We start from the raw sequence: 1272 nt of genomic DNA on the forward strand, positions 1-1272 counted from the left end.
TGACCTTGCCCCTCTGATCTAATCCGGTTTGAAGTTCGTTCTGGCCCATCGAGAGGACCAGGACATGAAGCGCAGCCGCTTCTCTGAAGAGCAGATCATCGGAATTTTGAAGGAGCATGAGGCCGGGGTCTCGGTCGCCGACCTGTGTCGGAAGCACGGCGTCAGCGATGCTTCGATCTACAACTGGAAGGCCCGCTTTGGCGGGATGGATGTCTCCGAGGCTCGGCGACTGAAGGCGCTGGAGGACGAGAACACGCGGCTGAAGCGGCTTCTGGCCGATGCCATGCTCGACAATGCCGCATTGAAGGATCTCGTGGGAAAGAAATGGTGACGCCCGCGGCCAAGCGGAAAGCTGTCGCTTACCTGAAGGAAGGCTTCGGGATGAGCGAACGGCGGGCGTGTAAAGCCATCGGCTGTTGCCGCATGACGGTTCGCTACGAGACCAGCAGGCCGGACGACCGCGAGATTCGCGAGCGGATGAAGGCGATCGCGCAGGAGCGTCGCCGGTTCGGCTACCGGCGTCTCCTCGTGATGCTGAGGCGGGAGGGCCTGGTCGTGAACCACAAGAAGCTGTTCCGGCTCTATCGGGAGGAGAAGCTCGCCGTTCGCCGACGTGGCGGCCGCAAGCGGGCGATCGGGACCAGGGCGCCGATGCTGGTGCCGCTGAGGCCCGACGAGCGCTGGTCGCTCGACTTCGTATCGGACCAGCTCACCGACGGGCGCCGCTTCCGCATCCTGGCCGTCGTCGACGACTGCACGAGAGAGTGCCTGGCACTCATCGTTGATACGTCTCTCTCGGGCATGCGAGTTGCCCGCGAACTGGACCGGCTCATCACCGAGCGCGGCCGGCCGCGGATGATCGTCAGCGACAATGGCAGCGAGTTCACCTCCAACGCCATCCTCGCCTGGGCGGATCAGAACCGCGTCGAATGGCATTACATTGCGCCCGGCAAGCCGATGCAGAATGGCTTCATCGAGAGCTTCAACGGCCGACTGCGCGATGAACTGCTCAACGAGACACTGTTTACCTCGCTGGCTCAGGCGCGCGTAGCCATCGCCCTGTGGCGCGCCGACTACAACACCGCGCGGCCGCACTCCCAAATCGCCTGGCAGACACCGGCCGAGTTCGCCATCACCTTCAATCCGCGACGGTCGCTCGCGCTGCGCTATGCCAAAGGCTCCGCGCCAGCGACTGTCGCTTCACCCGCCCAGCAGGGCACAACCCAGGCCGGAAACGAACTCAAAACTGGATAGAAACTGGGGGCAACGTCA

At 63.5% G+C, this 1272-nt stretch carries 1 protein-coding gene; it reads left to right on the forward strand.

Features of this window, described 5'->3' with window-relative positions; translation table 11 throughout:
* The first annotated feature begins 64 nt into the window (after window positions 1-64).
* Window positions 65-1254 (forward strand): IS3 family transposase gene (locus tag CK215_RS30535; protein WP_095833145.1). Its coding sequence is split into 2 segments (ribosomal slippage): window positions 65-314 and window positions 314-1254, totalling 1191 coding nucleotides; the frame shifts between segments, so codons are not numbered across the junction.
* Window positions 1255-1272 lie beyond the last annotated feature (18 nt).

Origin of the sequence: Mesorhizobium sp. WSM3864 (assembly GCF_002294955.1) — a bacterium.
Taxonomy (GTDB): Bacteria; Pseudomonadota; Alphaproteobacteria; order Rhizobiales; family Rhizobiaceae; genus Mesorhizobium.